Source organism: Ruegeria sp. AM2, from assembly GCF_056540685.1.
The window spans coordinates 1-16,555 of record NZ_JBQFXE010000001.1 but is presented as its reverse complement, the minus strand read 5'-3'; the positions used below and the strand labels follow the sequence as shown (position 1 = coordinate 16,555).

Here is a 16,555-nt window from a genome sequence, read left to right as displayed (position 1 = left end):
GCGCCGGAGGCCCCAATGCACACACCGAACGAAGAACAGGCTGAGTATTGGGGCAAGTCGCCATCCGGCGTGAAATGGCTGACATACGAGGATCAGCTGGATCACGTATTCACACCGGTATTGGACCTTGTCCTAAACCGCGCCAATATCGGCGAAGGGATGAGGTTGTTGGACATCGGCTGCGGCACCGGCGTCAGTTCGCTTGCTGCGGCGAAACGCGTTGGCAATTCGGGTCATGTTCAAAGCGCGGATATCTCTCAGGCCTTTCTGGACCGAGCCGAAGAACGCGCGCGTGCTGAAAGCCTGAATAATATAAGTTTTCTTTTCGCGGACGCCCAAACACATGCGTTCACCGAGGGCGAATTCGATGCCGCGATTTCTCGGTTCGGCGTCATGTTCTTTCAGGACTCGGTTGCCGCCTTCCGCAATATCGCTCGCGCGCTGAAACCCGGAGGGCAGATGACCTTTGCCGCCTGGGGACCACTTTCGACCAATCCGTGGTTCAGGATCCCGCACATCGCCGCCACCGCGCGGCTGGGCAATCCGCCCAAATATGGAAGATACGCTCCCGGTCCGCTTGCGTTTCACGATCTGGACCACGTGGCCGGAATGATGAATGACGCCGCACTAACCGACATCCAAGCTGACCCCGTGCCCTTGAAATTGCCCGGATTCAACGGTGTGAAAGGCACCGCAGCACTATGTACCCGAGTTGGACCGGCGGCCCGTGTGATCAGCCATTTCAATGGAACGGACCATGACGTAGCGGCCATTGAAGCAGATGTCGCTAAGAAAGTTGAGCTATTCGAGGGCAATAACGGCGTCGAAATCCCGGCGGTCATCAACCTGTTTCAGGCCCGTCGGGCAGAATGAGCCAGTCGGAATAGCGTGGAGCGGGTAGCGGGAATCGAACCCGCGCGTTCAGCTTGGGAAGCTGACAGGCTACCATTACATCATACCCGCCGCATCGATTTGGATAGCATTGTCGCCGGACCGGCTGCAAGCGCCTTTCGGCATCCTTCAAAGCGATCATTCCGTGCGTGCGCGCAGGCTGTCGATCAACGATTGCTCGACATCCAACGCCTCACTCGCCGCATCCAGAGTACGTTTGTCCAGATGATGCGGGTTCAGATCAACATCCTTGGAAAACGCATCAACAATTGCGCGCATCGCCTTGATCCGCGCATACTTTTTGTTGTTCGCAGGGATCACATGCCACGGGGCACTTTCGGTCGAGGTTCGGGCCAGCATCTCATCCACGGCCACTTCTGCCTCGGCCCAGCGTTCGCGATTGCGGAAATCCTCGTAAGTCAGTTTCCAACGCTTCATCGGGTTGCGCAGCCGCTCGGTAAAACGTGCCATCTGTTCTTCGGGCGAAATATGAAAGAACAGTTTTACGATCCGTGTGCCGTCATCCACCAACATCCGTTCAAAGTCATTGATCTCACGATACGCCGCACGCCAGCGATGTTCCGGGGTGAAGTTTTCAAGCCGTTCGACCATGACGCGGCCATACCAACTACGGTCAAAAGCCGAGATCGCTCCTGCAGGCGGGAGTCGTTCCCAAAACCGCAGCAAGTAGTGCCGGTTCAGGTAGTAATTTCGCGGCGCGCCAATTGGCCAGACCTTGAAACTGCGCGGGTCAAGCGCCTGACTGATCCGACGAATGGTGCCGCCCTTGCCAGCGGCATCCCAACCTTCGAACACAAGCACGCCCTTGACGCCATGAAACAGAAACGCCTGCTGGATGAGCGCCAATTGAGCCTGCAGATCAACCAGTTGGTCGAAATAGTTCTTTTTCCCCAGACGCTTGGTCAAATCCGTGTCCGAGAGTTTAGGCGGATGGTGTATGGACATGGGGCCACCTATAAGCTTGCCATAGCCCTTACCACTGTTCCCGGAACCCGGTCGTTTTGCAAGGAAAGCTAGAGTCTTAGCATCCAGAGACGGGTTTTAGCGTCATCCCTTGGTAAGGTCCTGCGCCAACATCAAGGCGTTGTTGTCCGGATCATAGAAAGTTGCGGTGCTGACCATCCCCTCTACTGTCTCGGTCGGACCATCGAACTTGACACCTGCGGTTTCCAACGCCGTTCTGGCTGAGGCGATGTCAGCAACCCCAAAAACCGGAACAGTATTGCCGGGCGCCGGTTCGGCTTGTTCGCCCAATCCCAGCGTCACGCCCGGCGTTTTGGTCTGCAATTCGCTCCAGCCAGCCTCGTCAATGTGATGGATCAGGTCGAAGCCCAACATCGATCCGTACCAGTCGGCGCTGGCGTGGCGGTCCCGAACTGACAGAGCCAGCGTGATCGTATCATCCAGAGAAATCAAAGCCATCGATCTTTCCTTTTGTTCAAAATTATAGTAACTATACTTTATGGACATTGACGCACTTGTCAAGCTGACCTCGCGTGCTTGGTCACTGAACATTCTGGCAGCACTGCATAGAGGTATTCCGGGGCGTCAGGCTCCGCTGCTGAGCGCAACGCAGGCAAGCCGCACGTCTTTTGCGGCGAGTCTGTCGCATCTGTTCGAGCTTGGTCTTTTGGAGAAAAATCCGGGTCACGGACATCCTTTGCGCCCAGAATTCAAATTGACTGCACAAGGAATTAAGGCTGCCGAAGTTGCGGCCCGTATCGTCTCCGCCATTCCTGATGAAGCCGATTTTGCTGTGCTTAGGCGCAGCTGGTCCGTGCCGATCCTCGCATTGACGGATAGCCCGCAACGCTTTTCGACCATAAAAACTTCGCTTCATCGGATCACCGACCGCGCCTTGTCGTCCACGTTGCACCAATTGGAAGATCGTGAATGGATCCACCGCAGCATTGATACGTCCGCACGGGCACCCTTTCCCACCTATTGTGCGGTGAACGCCGGGATAGAGGTCAACCGGGCAATCGGGCTTCACCTGTAGACGACGAACCCGCCAACAAAAAAGACCGGGTGGATACCCGGCCTTTCTAAGTTCAGCTCTCGAAACGATCAGGCGCGGCGGCGACGGCCCCCGCCGCGACGACCGCGGGCGCCTTCACCCTCGGCACCAGCCTCGGCAGGTGGTTTGTTGAACCTGATCCATTCGCCACCATGCGCGTCGTTGTTGGTCAGCAAATTGGCGGCACGAATGGCCTCCATTTCCTTACCGGCGCGCGGCAGCGTCGAGCCCAGACCGAACATCTGTACAAAGGTCTCATCGTCCATGCCCTCGGGCAGGATGATACCTGCGGCGGCGACGGCCTCTTTCTTCTCCGCAATCTTCTTCTGTGTCACTGGCAGAGCCACCGGATTCATGATCGCCGAGGTCATACCAGCGCCCATCGCCATCGGCAGGAACGCGTTGTTGATGCCATGACGGTTCGGCAGACCGAACGAGATGTTGGACGCACCGCAGGTGGTGTTCACGCCCAGTTCCTCGCGCAGGCGACGGACCAGAGCAAACACCTGCTGGCCAGCCGTGGCCATCGCGCCGATGGGCATGACCAGCGGATCAACGACGATGTCATGGGCGGGAATTCCGTGGTCGGCAGCACGTTCCACAATGGTTTTGGCAACGGCAAAGCGCACGTCAGGGTCTTCGGAAATCCCGGTGTCATCGTTCGAGATCGCGACAACCGGCACGTTGTATTTCTTGACCAGCGGCAGAACCAGTTCCAGACGCTCTTCTTCGCCGGTGACCGAGTTCAGCAACGGGCGGCCTTCGGCGGCTGCAAGACCGGCCTCCAAAGCACCAGGTACTGACGAGTCGATGCACAGCGGCACATCAACCAGACCCTGTACCAGTTCAACGATCTTGCGCATCAGCGGCGGCTCGGTCTCGTTGGGGTTCGGGTTCGAGTTGTAGACGACGCCCGCATTGATATCCAGAACGGTCGCGCCTGCTGCGACCTGTGCCAAAGCGTCTTTCTCGACGGTTGAAAAATCGCCCGCTTCCAACTCGGCGGCCAGCTTCTTGCGGCCGGTGGGGTTGATCCGCTCACCGATGACGCAGAATGGTTCATCAAAGCCCAGAACGGCTGTTTTTGTTTTTGATTCTACGACTGTACGGGTCATGTCCGTTCCTTAGGAGTTTGCAGGCTTTGCCGAAGCGCCACCGTTATTGATCGCCCAGTTGGCGTTTGTCTTGATCCCGCCCAGCGGGAAGAAGTGGACGTTGGTGATGTTGAAATCCGGGTTGGCTTCCTTGTGGTTGGCTAGCTCGGTGATCACGTCGGTCGGCTCATAGGGCAGCAGCAGTTTGGAGACATCCATCGCACGCTTCTGCAGAACCTTCAGCGAGGGGCCAACGCCGCACGCGATGGCGAATTTGATCAGCGTCTGCAACTTGGCAGGACCCGCGATGCCGATATGGATCGGCAGGTCGATGCCCGCCTCTTTCAGGCTGTCGGCCCACGCGATGATCGGCTTGGCGTCAAATGCGAACTGAGTGGCCAATGCCATTTCGGCATCGGTGGTCTCGCTGAACTTCTGTTTCCAGCGCAGCGCGTCATCGACATTCTTGGTCGACCCGTCCGGGTCGATATCCTTGTTGCCCTCGGGGTGGCCCGCCACGTGCAACCGTTTGAAGCCCGCTTTGTCGAACAGACCGGATTCCAGCAGCTGCATAGAGCTGTCAAATTCACCATGCGGTTTCTCAACGCCACCTGCCAGCAGCAGCGCTTGCTCAACACCCGCTTCGCCCTGATACATCGAGATCCAGTTTTCCAGAGTCGCCGCATCCTTGATGATCCGCGCCGGAAAGTGCGGCATGACCGGGTAGCCTTCGGCAGCGATGCGCTTGGCGGTCTTGACCATATCCTCGATCGGAGTGCCTTCGATATGGGCGATGTAAACGCGGGTGCCTTCGGGCAGCAGCGCGCGAAAATCCTCGACCTTTTCGGCGGTGCGCGGCATCACCTCGATCGAATAGCCTTGCAAAAAGGCTTCGACAGTCGGGTTCACCGGGCCGTTTTCTACGGCATCACGTTTCTTGAAGTTCAGCAAAGCCATAGCGGCCTCCCACATAGATTTGGGGCTCATGCCCAACCGTCATTTGCGATCAGTGCCTTGATACGGTCCTGATCATACTCTGCTTCCAAACGCGTTGCTTCAGCTTCGGCGATATCGGACGGGTCGCCCTCAACCGCAAAAGGCTTGGCTTTGCGCCATTCGGCCAGGTAGGCGTCGCTGTCCTTGGCGTTCACCTTCATGGCCGCACGGTCGATGGCCTGCTCGAACCTCTCTTCCAACTGCCGCTTTGCGCCACGACGGCCTTTGCCGACGATGACTTGGGCGGGAATGTCGCGCCAGTAAACGATGGTGACGTCAGGCATCTTGCGTGATTCCTCCTAACCAGATGGGCCGGTTCTAAACTTCAATATGGGCGCAGGTCGGTCGAATTTCGACACAAGGCGCATTTCCAGCGACCTTTTTGCCTACGCCGGCATGCCAACCTTGTAACGGACTGTCCGACAAACGCGCATATCAAAATACTCATCACTTTAATGAGCGTCTTGCGCGATTCAGGTGCGCACCATATGGTCGGGGTAACTCGAAAATCGGAGGGCGTTGAAGATGGCGCCCAAGCGTCCCAAAGGTGCGGGCGCGTTCCCGAAGGCGGTCGAAAGCCCCGCGCCGGATAGACCCGATCCAGATGCGTTGTATGCGGCGCTGGATTTGGGAACAAATAGTTGCCGCATGTTGATCGCCCAGCCCAATGGCAGCGGGTTTCATGTGGTTGACAGCTTTTCCAAGTCCGTTCAGTTGGGCTCGGGGTTGGAGCGTACCGGGCGGCTGTCCCGGTCGTCTATGGCGCGCACCATTCAAGCGCTTCGGATTTGCCAGCAAAAGCTAAAACGGAACCGGGTCAGACGGATGCGTCTGGTCGCGACCGAGGCTTGTCGCCGGGCCAAGAATTCGCGCGACTTCATAAGGCAAGTCAAACGGGAAACCGGCCTGACGTTGGAGATCATTCAGCCCGAGGAAGAAGCCCGTCTGGCGGTTATTTCCTGCGCACCGCTGGTTTCTACAAAAACCGAGCAACTGTTGGTCGTGGACATCGGTGGCGGCTCAACCGAATTGGTCTGGATCGACATTTCGTCGGTTCCGCGTCGCGACCGCCCGGCGGCCATTATGCGTCTGCACAACGGGTTCCACACAGCCGAAAGCCCATTTCCTGCGGCCAAGGTGGTTGATTGGATCAGCGTCCCGCTAGGTGTGGCGACGCTTCGCGACCAGTTCAACGATGTCGAAGACGACTCGGCCCGATTTGCGCTGATGAGCTGGTTCTTTGAGGAAAACCTGGCCGATTTTGCGCCATACAAGGACGAACAGGCCCGGGAAGGTTTTCAGATCGTCGGCACCAGCGGAACGGTTACAACGGTTGCGGCCTCTCACCTGGGACTAAAACGCTATGACCGCGCGAAAGTGGATGGTCTGCGCATGACCAGCGACCAAATTGACAAAGTCATTCGCGGGTATCTTGACCTCGGCCCTCAGGGGCGGCGGCGCGATCCGCGGATCGGTGATGATCGGCAAGCTCTGATCATGTCCGGGTCCGCCATATTGCAGGCGCTGCTGAGGTGCTGGCCCACCGACCGGCTTTCTGTTGCAGACCGTGGACTGCGCGAAGGCCTGCTTTATGCGCAGATGAGCGCGGACGGCGTGTTAGAAGACGGCCCATTCTGACGCCCGTTTTTCATGCCGCTGACCACCATAGCCATCGCCTATCGCGCCTCGACGGCGGCAACAACGATCTGCGTGCTGGAAGCGCAGGGTTTTGATGTCTTCTGTCCCGGCTTTCAAATCGCGAACACGCTGCCGCACTATGCCCTTGCTATTGGCGGGATCGGAATTGCCGTTGCTGAGGATCAGCAGAAAGACGCGTTGACGCTCTTGCACAGTTTCACATATTCCGGCGCAGCTCCGGACTCGCGCACACACAAAGTTGTAAATGGTTTGGGTTGGCTGGCCTTTGGCGTTTCGTCCCCTTGGCCCGATCTGCTATTGAAAGACATGCCGTCCCAATGGCTTGATGCCAGCGCGGCGAAACGCTAAAGGCCCTGCATCCTTCAGGAGACCGATTTCATGGCCAAGACACCCAGTGGCAAAAACACTTCGGGGCGCGGACAACGCGACCTGAAGGTCAAGGTCAAAACCGCGCGCGGACGTAAGCTCAGTTCCACCCGTTGGCTGGAGCGACAGTTGAACGACCCCTATGTCAAACGTGCTCAGGCCGAGGGGTACCGCGGACGCGCGGCGTTCAAGATACTGGAATTGGACGACAAATTCCGGTTCCTCGTCCCCGGCGCACGGGTGGTTGATCTGGGCTGCGCGCCCGGTGGCTGGTGTCAGGTCGCGGTCAAACGCATCAATGCGCTGGGCGAGAAATCAGGCAAAAAGATTGGAACCGTTCTCGGCGTGGACTTGCAAGAGGTCGAACCTGTTGCGGGCGCAGAGACCTATGTTCTGGATTTCATGGAGGACGATGCCGACCAAAAGGTCAAGGATTGGCTGGGTGGTAAGGCTGATGTTGTGATGTCAGACATGGCCGCCGCGTCCTCTGGCCACAAACAGACGGACCATCTGCGCATCATGGCTTTGTGTGAAACAGCAGCCTATTTCGCCTTTGACGTTCTGGAAGTGGGCGGCACATTTGTTGCCAAAGTACTGGCCGGTGGCGCCGAGGGCGATTTGCAGAAGCTGTTGAAACAGAAGTTTGAGAAGGTGGCGAATGTGAAGCCGCCCGCATCACGGTCGAACAGTTCCGAAAAATTCGTGGTCGCTACGGGGTTCCGAGGTTAGCGGCTACCTCAGGTCGATCTTGTTCCCGGAGAGGCGCTGTTCGCGCAGAGACGAGATCGCGACACCCCGCAACATCAAGGCCTGACCACGGCTGATATCCGACGGTTCGCGTGCGCGAAGCTGCTCAATGCGCTGATCCAGGGTCGTTTTTCCCGCTTTGGTCAGAGGCTGAATATCGGTTGCCGGACGTTTGGGCATATCTTACCTTTTGATTTTAGACCTGCTTTAAAGCCCAACCTAATGGCAAAATGAGCCCGGAGCGTGGCGCAAATCTGCCGATTCAACGCCGCATGGCTTGGTCTAAAAACACCTTGAACGCGATTAGCGACCGCCCTGCCGCCGCGTGCAAAAGCGTGTTCTGCCAAAAGGAAGCTACAGAGTTCAGTCGTCGTTTCTTTGCAAATCGATAAGTGCTCCGTTGTATTCGGCCCCCAAGATTAGCATCGCTGAACAGAGGTATAGAAATATCAAAGCAGCCATGGCGCCTGCCAAGCCTGCATAGGTCGCGCTGTATGTGGCGAATTGCGCGATGTAGATTGAGAACCCCCACCCCCCTGCGGCCCATAGGGCCAAGGTCAGAATGACGCCGGGCAAAATCTGGAACACGCTATGCCGCCGCGTCGGCAGGATCAGATGCGCAAGCAATACGGTCCCCGCTGGAACCGCCACCGTGAACGTCCACCGCAACCGATCAACAGACAGCCATGTATCGACGTCAACGGCCGTTTTTTCTGACACAAGGCGCGTGTAGACGGGCAAGACCACTTCGACAGCCGCGATTGCCAGAATGGCCGCTCCACCCACGATCACCAGCCCGAGGCACAGCAAGCGCGTTTTCCAGAATGGCCAACTGTCGTGATCGTGATAAGCCCGCGTCATTGCCTGGCGCACAGCGGCGACTCCGTTCGAGGCAAAATAGATCGCCAACAGACCACCAATCGTGATGACACCAGAGCTTGAATTGGCCAGCACTGCGCGCAGTTCCGCTACGATCGGGTCGGCAACATCGCTGGGCCAGGCCCCGAAGATCAGTTCAATCAATTCATCCGTGACATAGCCCTGCGACAAGGCACCAGCCAAAGCGACCGTGAACAGCACAAAAGGAAACAGGGCCAGCATCAACGACATCGCGACGTGGCTGCTCATGATCATGCCATTTTTGTTATTGAACCGGCCCAGTGCCATCCAAAGTGCGCGCAAATACAATCCGGGCGAGGGAATCGCAGTTCGTCTCATATTCAATTGTTATCTCGCCTTAAGGTTCGGCAGAACCCCGGGAATGCCGGTTCAGTGCCAAATTCCCTCGGTTAACCACCTGTGTGCATTGCATAAAGCGCATAGCCTGTGCAGAGTTGCCTGGCGTTACTACAGCGTTGCAGCCCAAGGCCGACCCATGAGTTCAGAACTGCCCGACCGCACGATCCGACCGCGCATGTCCCTTAGCGTTCTGCGGGATGTGACCATCATCGCGACGCTCGGCGTTCTGGGTCTTTATGCGGGTGCCGGCTTTTTAATCCCATTGACGATGGCCCTGCTGATCAACGTGCTGATCATCGCGCTAAGCGATCGGGTGATTGCCCTCACGCGCGCGCCGGTGTGGCTGGCCAACATTGCCGGTGTGACCGTCGTACTGGCGGGACTGTTCATGATCATGTACATCCTCGGCAGCCAAGCCACGCAGTTCGCGCGCTCAATCAACACCTATGAAAGCCAGTTCGACAATGCGGTGAACCGGATCGCGGGTCTTGTTGGCAACGATGTCACCCGGTTTATCCGGGACAATTTGGTCAGCATCGACATGTCCTATGTGGCGCGCGTTTTGTTGGGCAGCGCGACCTCGCTGCTCAATCAATTCTTTCTGATCAGCCTCTATGTCGCTTTCCTGATGGCCGAACGGTTGGCCTTTCGCAAAAAGATACAACTGGCGGCGGGCAACCCGAAATTCGGCGCGGACTTGGCCTCGGTTCTGGATGCGATTTCCTTTAGCCTGCAACGCTATGTCGGCGTTAAGACCTTGATCAGCCTGATCACGGCGGCCATCAGTTACGCGGTCTTCAAAGCGTTGGGTCTGGAATATGCCGAGACATGGGCGGTTTTGACCTTTGCCTTGAACTTCATCCCCTCGATCGGCTCGATCATCGCTGTGTGTTTTCCCGCCCTGATCGCACTTGTACAATTCGAGTCGATCGGTCCGTTCCTGATCATCGTGTTGGGCTGTGGAACGTTGCAATTCCTGATCGGCAACTTTGTCGACCCGGCCATGTTGGGTCGATCGTTAAACATGTCCACATTTCTCGTAATTCTGGCCCTGACCTTCTGGACCACAGTCTGGGGTCTGATCGGCGCATTCCTCAGCGTTCCATTGACCGTGTGTCTACTGATTATCTTCAGCCACATTCCAGCCCTGCGCCCTGTGGCCATCCTGATGTCGCTGGACGGGCGGCTGGCCGACGAAGATCGGGTCAGCACAAACGACTAAAGCGCTCGGACCCTGCAAGCGTTCAGGAACAAAGAGAATTTTGGGGTCATCCGCGACAATGGCCGGGCGTAAAACTATGGCAAAGCCACGTACGCACCTTTAGACTGACCGGAACTCAATGGATAGAACGGCGCGCTTATGTGGACTTTGTTTGTATCTGTTTTTGTATTCGCACTGTTCTGCGTAGCGGTCGTTTTTTCGGTGCGCGCTGCGCAAACGGCGCGAACACCTCAGGGTGCTGTCGGCTGGGTGGTGTTCCTGCTTTCGGCTCCGATGCTGGGCATTCCGCTTTATTTGTTTCTGGGGCACCACCGGTTTCGCGGCTATCGCGTGGCACGTCAGGAAAGCGAACGCGTAGTCGAAGGAATCAAGACATTTGCAGATTTCTCTCAGCCCGACGCAGAGTCGATGCGGATCAATCCCCGCCCTTTCGAGGCACTGGCCCATTTACCCGTATCGCGCGGCAATGGCGCTGAACTGCTGATTGATGGGGACGCCACATTCAAAGCCATATTCGAAGCGATCGACGCGGCCAGAAACTACATCCTGATCCAGTTTTATATCGTCCGCGATGATGCTCTGGGCCAGGAGCTGCAACAGAAACTGATCGCTGCCGTCGGGCGTGGCGTGAATGTGCGGTTCATGACGGATGCCGTGGGCAGCTATGGATTGCCGTCCGCCTATCTGGAAACACTGCGCAACGCCGGTGTCGACGTTGCCGATCCGCGCCAGCAACGCGGGCCGAACTTCCGCTTTCAACTCAACTACCGCAACCATCGCAAAACCGTCATCATTGATGGGGAAACCGGGTTCATCGGCGGTCACAATGTCGGCGTTGAGTACCTGGGCCAAAACCCTCACTTCGGTCGCTGGCGTGACACACATCTAAAGATGACCGGGCATGTCGTGCGCCAACTACAGCTAATATTCACCGAAGATTGGCATTGGGCCCGCAATGAGGATCTGATCGACAAACTCGATTGGGCCGGATCGGAATCCGAACAGGACATGAACGCTTTGCTGGTCGCAACCGGCCCAGGCGATGATACCGAGACAGGCGCGATGATGTATTTCTCGGCCATTGCAGAGGCCAAACAACGGCTGTGGATCGCGTCGCCGTACTTCGTTCCGGATATCGACATCATGACCGCGCTGCAACATGCCGCTCTGCGTGGCGTGGACGTGCGGATACTGGTGCCAGACATCATCGACCACCGGCTTCCCTGGCTGGCCGCTTTCGCCTATTTCGACGAAATCCGTGACTGCGGCGCGCGCGTGTTCCGATACACCGACGGCTTCATGCATCAAAAGGCCTTCGTAGTGGACGATACGCTGGCCGCCGTAGGGACGACCAACCTGGACAACCGATCATTCAGGCTGAACTTCGAAGCGATGGCGCTATTCTTCGACAGCCGCGCCGCAGAGGCAGCCGCAAATATGCTGCTTACAGACTTTGAAAACAGTTACGAACTGACGCGGAATCTGTCACAACAACCGTTTCATATCCGGTTCGGTTCGCCTCTGGCCCGGCTGGCCGCGCCAATCCTTTAATTCAATAGCTCTTTTTGAAAGACGCGCGTCATCAAGGCGACCATGAACGCCGTCGACAGGCCAAACGCCAGCAACCCGGTGACCGAGGCAAACGCCCCGAATATCCGCAGTTCTTCCCCCAGAACTATGTCGCCATACCCAAGTGTCGTGAACGTCACCAAGGAAAAATAAAGCGCAGTGTTCCAGTCCGGCAGGACATTGCTGAATATCCACACGATGGCCCACAGCCAAACCTGAAAGGTGTGGATGGCAACAATGAAAACCAGCGCGACCGAAATTGGCGCGGCGGTGGTCAGTATCCGGCTTTTGTCTTCTACACGCTCGATCACTTTGCGAATGACCAACGTGCACCATGTCAGCAGGATTATCTCGGCCAAGAAGCAGATACCCAGATAGATACTTCCCCAAAATATTTGCTGCGATAAAATCATATATTCCGTCCCACTGCTCTGGCTTCACAATGACGGCATCATATTGGTCGAACAACCCCGAGATGGATCAAAGTACCGGCTGTCTGCTCTGGACACCGGGTTGCGCCGCCGCACATTGTAGCGGGCAAACAATGGATGACTGTAATGCTGTTGCGCGTTGATCACGTTAAAAAATCCTATCCCGGCGGACGTCCTGTCCTTAGCAATGTCTCGCTGACACTGGCCGAAGGTAAGACGCTGGCGCTGACCGGAGAAAGCGGTAGCGGCAAAAGCACCCTGCTGCATCTGGTTGCCGCGCTGGATGGGTTCGACGGCGGCGAGATCACAGTCAATGGCACGCAATTGTCGGCGTTGGACGATCCCGGACGAGCAGCTCTTCGCCGGGACAGGCTGTCGCTGGTGTTTCAGCAGTTCAACCTGATCCCGTCGCTGACAGTGGCTCATAATCTGTCGATCCACGCACGGCTTGCAGGACGGCATGATCCGGACTGGATCGCACATTTGGTTGAACGGCTCGGCCTGACCAAGGTGCTGGACCGGCACCCCGAAAACCTTTCGGGCGGTCAACAGCAACGCGTCGCCATTGGTCGCGCGATGGCGACGCGACCCAAACTTCTTCTGGCAGATGAGCCGACCGGCAACTTGGATGAGACGGCCAGCGCTGTGGTGCTGGATCTGATGTTGTCACTGGTTGCCGATACCGGCGCGGCCCTGCTGTTGGTCACTCATTCCACAGACATCGCTGCCCGGCTGGATGCGCAAGCCCACCTGACGGGCGGTCAGATTCAATGATTGGACCGGCAGTTCAGACCCTGCTTTCCCATTGGCGCACGCATCCGCTGCAACTGGTGACACTGCTGACAGGCATCGCGTTGGCTACCTGCCTGTGGTCGGCTGTGCAAGCGATCAACGCTGAGGCGCGCGCGAGTTATAACCGCGCCAGCGCGCAGTTGGCCCTCGGGCAGTTTGATGAGCTGCGTGACCCGTCGGGTTCTATCCCGCTGTCTCGTTACGTCGATCTGCGCCGCGCGGGTTGGCAGGTCGCTGCCGTCCTTGACGGATCTCTGCGTGTAGGTGAGCGTCGGGTCCGTTTACTGGGCGTTGACATGGTCACGTATCCCGCCCTGCCCGCGATCGCCGAAGCAGAACAAAGCGCAGAGCCCCCAGATCCGGCGGATATTTTGACTGCGCCGGGCCGTTTGCTGGCTCCGATTGCTCTGGTTCCCGCCCTACAAAGCCTGCCAGAGCTGCCCCCCGTCATCGCAAGCACCTCGCTACCGCCCGACTTGGTGCTGACCGATATCGGGGTCGCGGAACAGCTGCTCAACCGCGTGGGTCAGATTTCCAGGCTGATCGTTCTGCCGGATCAACTCCGGTCGGTCCCGCCGCTGTCAAAGGTTGCACCAGAACTACGGCGGATTGGTCCGGCGGCGCAATTGGATACGGCGCAACTAACCGACAGTTTTCACCTCAACCTGACTGCCTTTGGGCTGCTGTCATTTGCGGTTGGTCTGTTTATCGTCCACGGCACCGTCGGCCTTGCCTTTGCCCAAAGGCGCGGGATGATCCGAACCCTACGGGCACTGGGTTTGCCAATGCGACGGCTGATCTGGATCGTCTGCTGCGAATTGCTTGTGCTTTCTCTCTTGGGCGGACTACTGGGCCTTGTACTCGGGTATTTCGTGGCCGGAGCACTGCTACCCGATGTCGCCGCCACCCTGCGCGGCCTATACGGCGCACCCATCGATGGCCAAATGTCGCTGCGCCCCGGGTGGGTTCTCGCGGGTCTGGCGATGGCGCTGGCAGGAACACTTGCTGCAAGCGGACAGGCAATGTGGCGGTTGGCACGTATGCCATTGCTCGAGGGGCCGGGTATTCAGGCTTGGAGCGGGTCCGCAGTTTCCCGACGGCTTGCCGCTCTGGCAGGTATTGGCTTGGTTGGCCTCGGCTTACTGACCTATGCCATTGCGGGTGGATTGATCGCGGGCTTTGCCTTGTTGGCCGGTTTACTCACGGGCTCTGCGCTGTTGCTTCCGATACTGCTGTCGGTCGTGCTGGACCTGTGCGGACGGCGTGCCCATGGACCGATTGCGCATTGGGTTTGGGCCGACATGCGGGCGCAACTGCCCGGATTGTCGCTTGCGCTCATGGCGCTTTTGCTGGCCCTGGCGGCCAATATTGGTGTCGGCACCATGGTGTCCAGTTTTCGCTTGACCTTTATCGGTTGGCTGGACCAACGCCTAACGTCTGATCTATACGTCACCGCCCGCGATGAGGCTGAGGGAGCGGCGATCACGGAATGGCTGGAGCCTCAAGTCGACGCCATTTTGCCGATCCGCAGCACGGAAGTGAGCCACGAAACGGGTCCTCTCTTTCTTTATGGCGTGGTGGATGATCCAACGTATCGAGAGTTTTGGCCCCTCATTGCCCGCGACACTGATGCCTGGGATAAGGTGATGGGCCATGACGCCGTCCTGATCAATGAACAACTGGCCCGTCGCGCCGGTCTTTGGCCCGGCGATCACTTAAGGCTGAGCTCTGACGAAACCTTACGCATAGTCGGGGTCTATTCCGACTATGGGAACCCGACAGGTCAAGCCATCGTTTCGATGCAGGCGCTGGACAGAATTGCGCCGGGCACCCCAAGCCGGCGCTTCGGCTTGCGCGTTAGTCCAGATCGCACGGCGGAATTGGCGCAGGGCTTGCGGGAGCAATTCGAGCTTCCGGTTTCTTCTGTTGTCCGTCAGGAGGCAATGAAGGCACAGTCGTTGGCCGTTTTCGAAAAGACATTTGTTGTGACTTCGGCCCTGAACATTCTGACCTTGGGCGTGGCTGGATTTGCAATCCTGACCAGCCTTCTGACTCTCTGGACCCAACGCCTGCCTCAAGTCGCGCCTCTTTGGGCCCTGGGACTGACCCGCGCGCGTCTGGCACGGCTTGAACTGTTGCGCAGTATCTTGCTGGCCGCCCTGACCGCCTGCCTCGCGCTGCCGTTGGGGATGCTTCTGGCTTGGGTCCTTCTGGCGGTGATCAATGTGCAGGCCTTTGGCTGGCGATTGCCAATGTATTTGTTTCCAGGCGATTGGCTGCGCCTCTTCGCTCTGACGCTTCTCGCGGCTGCGATAGCCGCCGCACTGCCCGCGTGGCGTCTGCGGAAACTGCCACCCGCCACTTTGTTGGGGGTTTTCGCGAATGTACGTTAGGGCGGGCCTGTTCTTTTTGCTCCTACCTGTCTGTTCTTGGGCGCAGAGCTATGCGGGGCTCGGCACCAAGGTCGAAGGGTTCGATGTCCCGCAGCCGGGCTACAGGTTTGACTTTCCCACAGACCACGGCGCGCATCCGTCGTATCGCATTGAATGGTGGTATCTGACTGCCAACTTGACCGGCGATGATGGGCGCGACTATGGCATTCAGTGGACGTTGTTCCGCTCGGCCTTGAAACCCGAAGACGTTCAGGGGTGGCAAAGTCCACAGATCTGGATGGGACACGCCGCCGTAACCACGCCAGACACCCACTATTTCGCCGAACGCTTGTCGCGCGGCGGCATTGGTCAGGCCGGAGTTGTAGCGGAACCGTTCGACGCATGGATCGACGAGTGGCACATGCGCGGCGACAATTTCGATACATTGTCGCTAACTGCAAGCGGATCGGAATTCAGCTACGATCTTTCGCTGCAGGCCAGTGGTCCGCTCGTCTTTCATGGCAAAGACGGATATTCGGTCAAATCCGCAGACGGGCAAGCCAGTTACTACTATTCGCAACCTTCGTATCGGGTCCAAGGGGTCCTTCACCTGCCCGATGGAGATGTCAAAGTCACCGGCAATGGCTGGCTTGATCGGGAATGGTCGTCGCAGCCGCTGGCCGAAGATCAAAGCGGCTGGGACTGGTTCTCGCTCAGCTTTGATACCGGCGACAAGCTCATGGCTTTCCGCCTGCGTGGTACTCGCGGCGATTTCACTGCGGCGACATGGATCGACGCGAACGGATCAGGCATCGGCCTGCCCAACGGATCGGTGCAATTCGAACCTCTGGAGCAAGCGGAGGTCGCGGGGCGTGATATGCCCGTTCGGTGGCAGGTTTCGCTACCAAATCGCGACGTTGACGTTGAAGTTACAGCACTCACACCCAAATCCTGGATGGGTACAAGCTTCGAATATTGGGAAGGACCCGTCGTCGTTCAAGGCACCCATTCCGGGCGGGGCTATCTAGAAATGACAGGCTACTGATCCTCACCTAACGACATAGACTGACACTTCTGAGTGTCTGACGACTCTGGCGGCGTTTGGGCCTAGGAGGTAGTCTTTGAGGTCTGGTTTGTGT

Annotated in this window: 18 protein-coding genes, 1 tRNA gene and 1 pseudogene; 10 read left to right on the top strand and 10 right to left on the bottom strand. The window is 57.8% G+C overall.

The window, feature by feature from the left end:
• Nucleotides 1-15 precede the first annotated feature (15 nt).
• On the top strand, nt 16-873 hold the full coding sequence (locus ACR0CR_RS00100; protein WP_480595614.1) for a class I SAM-dependent methyltransferase: 858 nt from the start codon (nt 16-18) through the stop codon (nt 871-873).
• 16 nt (nt 874-889) lie between these two features.
• On the opposite strand, the gene ACR0CR_RS00095 is transcribed toward ACR0CR_RS00100, so the two are convergent.
• The 3 genes from ACR0CR_RS00095 to ACR0CR_RS00085 form a co-directional block, all read right to left on the bottom strand.
• Nucleotides 890-963 (bottom strand) — tRNA-Gly (locus ACR0CR_RS00095).
• A gap of 66 nt (nt 964-1,029) precedes the next feature.
• Nucleotides 1,030-1,857, bottom strand: coding sequence for a polyphosphate kinase 2 family protein (locus ACR0CR_RS00090; RefSeq protein WP_480595613.1), 828 nt, complete (start codon nt 1,855-1,857; stop codon nt 1,030-1,032).
• Between the two features lie 102 nt (nt 1,858-1,959).
• Nucleotides 1,960-2,334 carry a VOC family protein gene (locus ACR0CR_RS00085; RefSeq protein ID WP_480595611.1) on the bottom strand — a complete coding sequence of 125 codons (375 nt, stop codon included), beginning with the start codon at nt 2,332-2,334 and terminating at the stop codon, nt 1,960-1,962.
• A gap of 40 nt (nt 2,335-2,374) precedes the next feature.
• Here ACR0CR_RS00085 and ACR0CR_RS00080 point away from each other — a divergent pair, with 40 nt between their 5' ends.
• Nucleotides 2,375-2,911, top strand: a complete 537-nt coding sequence (locus ACR0CR_RS00080; protein ID WP_480595610.1) for a winged helix-turn-helix transcriptional regulator — start codon at nt 2,375-2,377, stop codon at nt 2,909-2,911.
• A gap of 68 nt (nt 2,912-2,979) precedes the next feature.
• Here ACR0CR_RS00080 and ACR0CR_RS00075 read toward each other — a convergent pair whose 3' ends face one another.
• The 3 genes from ACR0CR_RS00075 to ACR0CR_RS00065 are packed head-to-tail and all read right to left on the bottom strand — an operon-like array spanning nt 2,980 to nt 5,303.
• Nucleotides 2,980-4,044, bottom strand: a complete 1,065-nt coding sequence (locus tag ACR0CR_RS00075) for a methyltetrahydrofolate cobalamin methyltransferase (RefSeq protein ID WP_480595608.1) — start codon at nt 4,042-4,044, stop codon at nt 2,980-2,982.
• Between the two features lie 9 nt (nt 4,045-4,053).
• Nucleotides 4,054-4,980, bottom strand: a complete 927-nt coding sequence (locus ACR0CR_RS00070; RefSeq protein WP_480597482.1) for a methylenetetrahydrofolate reductase — start codon at nt 4,978-4,980, stop codon at nt 4,054-4,056.
• A gap of 26 nt (nt 4,981-5,006) precedes the next feature.
• Complete coding sequence (locus ACR0CR_RS00065) at nt 5,007-5,303, bottom strand: virulence factor (protein WP_480595606.1); 297 nt, start codon at nt 5,301-5,303, stop codon at nt 5,007-5,009.
• Nucleotides 5,304-5,544: 241 nt separating this feature from the next.
• Between ACR0CR_RS00065 and ACR0CR_RS00060 the strand changes: the two genes are divergently transcribed.
• Genes ACR0CR_RS00060 through ACR0CR_RS00050 form a run of 3 tightly spaced genes read left to right on the top strand, consistent with a single transcriptional unit; the run spans nt 5,545 to nt 7,773 of the window.
• A complete protein-coding gene (locus ACR0CR_RS00060) occupies nt 5,545-6,657 on the top strand; it encodes a Ppx/GppA phosphatase family protein (RefSeq protein ID WP_480595604.1) in 1,113 nt (370 codons plus the stop codon).
• A 12-nt stretch (nt 6,658-6,669) separates the two neighbouring features.
• Nucleotides 6,670-7,026: a hypothetical protein gene (locus ACR0CR_RS00055; protein ID WP_480595602.1), complete on the top strand. Its 357-nt coding sequence runs from the start codon at nt 6,670-6,672 to the stop codon at nt 7,024-7,026.
• 30 nt (nt 7,027-7,056) lie between these two features.
• Nucleotides 7,057-7,773, top strand: coding sequence for an RlmE family RNA methyltransferase (locus tag ACR0CR_RS00050; RefSeq protein WP_480595600.1), 717 nt, complete (start codon nt 7,057-7,059; stop codon nt 7,771-7,773).
• A gap of 3 nt (nt 7,774-7,776) precedes the next feature.
• Here the strand turns inward: ACR0CR_RS00050 and ACR0CR_RS00045 are convergent, their stop codons facing one another.
• Entirely contained in the window at nt 7,777-7,971 is a 195-nt protein-coding gene (locus ACR0CR_RS00045) for a hypothetical protein (protein ID WP_480595598.1), read from the bottom strand.
• A 183-nt stretch (nt 7,972-8,154) separates the two neighbouring features.
• Nucleotides 8,155-9,009, bottom strand: coding sequence for a YihY/virulence factor BrkB family protein (locus ACR0CR_RS00040; RefSeq protein ID WP_480595596.1), 855 nt, complete (start codon nt 9,007-9,009; stop codon nt 8,155-8,157).
• A 157-nt stretch (nt 9,010-9,166) separates the two neighbouring features.
• Here ACR0CR_RS00040 and ACR0CR_RS00035 point away from each other — a divergent pair, with 157 nt between their 5' ends.
• Both ACR0CR_RS00035 and cls read left to right on the top strand, forming a co-directional pair.
• A complete protein-coding gene (locus tag ACR0CR_RS00035) occupies nt 9,167-10,252 on the top strand; it encodes an AI-2E family transporter (RefSeq protein WP_480595594.1) in 1,086 nt (361 codons plus the stop codon).
• 138 nt (nt 10,253-10,390) lie between these two features.
• Nucleotides 10,391-11,803 carry a cardiolipin synthase gene (gene cls / locus ACR0CR_RS00030; protein ID WP_480595593.1) on the top strand — a complete coding sequence of 471 codons (1,413 nt, stop codon included), beginning with the start codon at nt 10,391-10,393 and terminating at the stop codon, nt 11,801-11,803.
• Here cls and ACR0CR_RS00025 read toward each other — a convergent pair.
• Nucleotides 11,800-12,234: an ion channel gene (locus ACR0CR_RS00025; protein ID WP_480595591.1), complete on the bottom strand. Its 435-nt coding sequence runs from the start codon at nt 12,232-12,234 to the stop codon at nt 11,800-11,802. The genes cls and ACR0CR_RS00025 overlap by 4 nt on opposite strands.
• Before the next feature lie 144 nt (nt 12,235-12,378).
• Between ACR0CR_RS00025 and ACR0CR_RS00020 the strand changes: the two genes are divergently transcribed.
• The 3 genes from ACR0CR_RS00020 to ACR0CR_RS00010 are packed head-to-tail and all read left to right on the top strand — an operon-like array spanning nt 12,379 to nt 16,461.
• Nucleotides 12,379-13,026 carry an ABC transporter ATP-binding protein gene (locus ACR0CR_RS00020; RefSeq protein ID WP_480595590.1) on the top strand — a complete coding sequence of 216 codons (648 nt, stop codon included), beginning with the start codon at nt 12,379-12,381 and terminating at the stop codon, nt 13,024-13,026.
• On the top strand, nt 13,023-15,437 hold the full coding sequence (locus ACR0CR_RS00015) for an FtsX-like permease family protein (RefSeq protein ID WP_480595588.1): 2,415 nt from the start codon (nt 13,023-13,025) through the stop codon (nt 15,435-15,437). Before ACR0CR_RS00020 ends, ACR0CR_RS00015 begins: the two co-directional genes overlap by 4 nt.
• Complete coding sequence (locus tag ACR0CR_RS00010; protein WP_480595586.1) at nt 15,427-16,461, top strand: lipocalin-like domain-containing protein; 1,035 nt, start codon at nt 15,427-15,429, stop codon at nt 16,459-16,461. The genes ACR0CR_RS00015 and ACR0CR_RS00010 overlap by 11 nt, the downstream gene beginning before the upstream one ends.
• A 3-nt stretch (nt 16,462-16,464) precedes the next feature.
• Here the strand turns inward: ACR0CR_RS00010 and ACR0CR_RS00005 are convergent.
• Nucleotides 16,465-16,555: pseudogene (locus ACR0CR_RS00005) on the bottom strand (universal stress protein); the annotation flags it as partial.

Bases quoted from the DNA above. Each gene is read 5' to 3' on its own strand.
- ACR0CR_RS00100 (WP_480595614.1), top strand. From the start codon at position 16: ATGCACACACCGAACGAAGAACAGGCTGAGTATTGGGGCAAGTCGCCA.
- ACR0CR_RS00090 (WP_480595613.1), bottom strand. From the start codon at position 1,857: ATGTCCATACACCATCCGCCTAAACTCTCGGACACGGATTTGACCAAG.
- ACR0CR_RS00085 (WP_480595611.1), bottom strand. From the start codon at position 2,334: ATGGCTTTGATTTCTCTGGATGATACGATCACGCTGGCTCTGTCAGTT.
- ACR0CR_RS00080 (WP_480595610.1), top strand. From the start codon at position 2,375: ATGGACATTGACGCACTTGTCAAGCTGACCTCGCGTGCTTGGTCACTG.
- ACR0CR_RS00075 (WP_480595608.1), bottom strand. From the start codon at position 4,044: ATGACCCGTACAGTCGTAGAATCAAAAACAAAAACAGCCGTTCTGGGC.
- ACR0CR_RS00070 (WP_480597482.1), bottom strand. From the start codon at position 4,980: ATGGCTTTGCTGAACTTCAAGAAACGTGATGCCGTAGAAAACGGCCCG.
- ACR0CR_RS00065 (WP_480595606.1), bottom strand. From the start codon at position 5,303: ATGCCTGACGTCACCATCGTTTACTGGCGCGACATTCCCGCCCAAGTC.
- ACR0CR_RS00060 (WP_480595604.1), top strand. From the start codon at position 5,545: ATGGCGCCCAAGCGTCCCAAAGGTGCGGGCGCGTTCCCGAAGGCGGTC.
- ACR0CR_RS00055 (WP_480595602.1), top strand. From the start codon at position 6,670: ATGCCGCTGACCACCATAGCCATCGCCTATCGCGCCTCGACGGCGGCA.
- ACR0CR_RS00050 (WP_480595600.1), top strand. From the start codon at position 7,057: ATGGCCAAGACACCCAGTGGCAAAAACACTTCGGGGCGCGGACAACGC.
- ACR0CR_RS00045 (WP_480595598.1), bottom strand. From the start codon at position 7,971: ATGCCCAAACGTCCGGCAACCGATATTCAGCCTCTGACCAAAGCGGGA.
- ACR0CR_RS00040 (WP_480595596.1), bottom strand. From the start codon at position 9,009: ATGAGACGAACTGCGATTCCCTCGCCCGGATTGTATTTGCGCGCACTT.
- ACR0CR_RS00035 (WP_480595594.1), top strand. From the start codon at position 9,167: ATGAGTTCAGAACTGCCCGACCGCACGATCCGACCGCGCATGTCCCTT.
- cls (WP_480595593.1), top strand. From the start codon at position 10,391: ATGTGGACTTTGTTTGTATCTGTTTTTGTATTCGCACTGTTCTGCGTA.
- ACR0CR_RS00025 (WP_480595591.1), bottom strand. From the start codon at position 12,234: ATGATTTTATCGCAGCAAATATTTTGGGGAAGTATCTATCTGGGTATC.
- ACR0CR_RS00020 (WP_480595590.1), top strand. From the start codon at position 12,379: ATGCTGTTGCGCGTTGATCACGTTAAAAAATCCTATCCCGGCGGACGT.
- ACR0CR_RS00015 (WP_480595588.1), top strand. From the start codon at position 13,023: ATGATTGGACCGGCAGTTCAGACCCTGCTTTCCCATTGGCGCACGCAT.
- ACR0CR_RS00010 (WP_480595586.1), top strand. From the start codon at position 15,427: ATGTACGTTAGGGCGGGCCTGTTCTTTTTGCTCCTACCTGTCTGTTCT.